Raw genomic sequence first — 1,006 nt, 5'->3', positions numbered from 1 at the left:
GGCTTCTGGCCGACGCCATGCTCGACAATGCCGCGTTGAAGGATCTTGTGGGAAAGAAATGGTGACGCCCGCGGCCAAGCGGAAAGCTGTCGCTCGCCTGAAGGAAGGCTTCGGGATGAGCGAACGGCGGGCGTGTAAAGCCATCGGCTGTTGCCGCATGACGGTTCGCTACGAGACCAGCAGGCCGGACGACCGCGAGGTTCGCGAGCGGATGAAGGCGATCGCGCAGGAGCGTCGCCGGTTCGGCTACCGGCGTCTTCTCGTGATGCTGAGGCGGGAGGGCCTGGTCGTGAACCACAAGAAGCTGTTCCGGCTCTATCGGGAGGAGAAGCTCGCCGTTCGCCGCCGTGGCGGCCGCAAACGGGCGATCGGGACCAGGGCGCCGATGCTGGTGCCGCTGAGGCCCGACGAGCGCTGGTCGCTCGACTTCGTATCGGACCAGCTCACCGACGGGCGCCGCTTCCGCATCATGGCCGTCGTCGACGACTGCACGAGAGAGTGCCTGGCACTCATCGTTGATACGTCTCTCTCGGGCATGCGGGTTGCCCGCGAATTGGACCGGCTCATCACCGAGCGCGGCCGGCCGAGGATGATCGTCAGCGACAATGGCAGCGAGTTCACCTCGAACGCCATCCTCGCCTGGGCGGATCAGAACCGCGTCGAATGGCATTACATTGCGCCCGGCAAGCCGATGCAGAATGGCTTCATCGAGAGCTTCAACGGCCGACTGCGCGATGAACTGCTCAACGAGACGCTGTTTACCTCGCTGGCTCAGGCGCGCGTCGCCATCGCCCTGTGGCGCGCCGACTACAACACCGCGCGGCCGCACTCCCAAATCGCCTGGCAGACACCGGCCGAGTTCGCCAGCACCTTCAATCCGCGACGGTCGCTCGCGCTGCGCTGCGCCAAAGGCTCCGCGCCAGCGCCCGTCGCTTCACCCGCCCAGCAGGGCACAACCCACGCCGGAAACGAACTCAAAACTGGATAGAAACTGGGGGCAACGTCA

General features: G+C 65.4%; 1 pseudogene. It reads left to right on the top strand.

The window, feature by feature from the left end:
- Positions 1-988, top strand: a pseudogene (locus NKH42_RS31140) (IS3 family transposase); the annotation flags it as partial.
- Positions 989-1,006: the final 18 nt, after the last annotated feature.

This window comes from Mesorhizobium sp. M1142 (assembly GCF_040318565.1).
In the GTDB taxonomy this organism is placed as follows: Bacteria; Pseudomonadota; Alphaproteobacteria; order Rhizobiales; family Rhizobiaceae; genus Mesorhizobium.
Note: the sequence above shows the minus strand (reverse complement) of the source record. Positions and strands in the feature narration are given on the sequence as shown.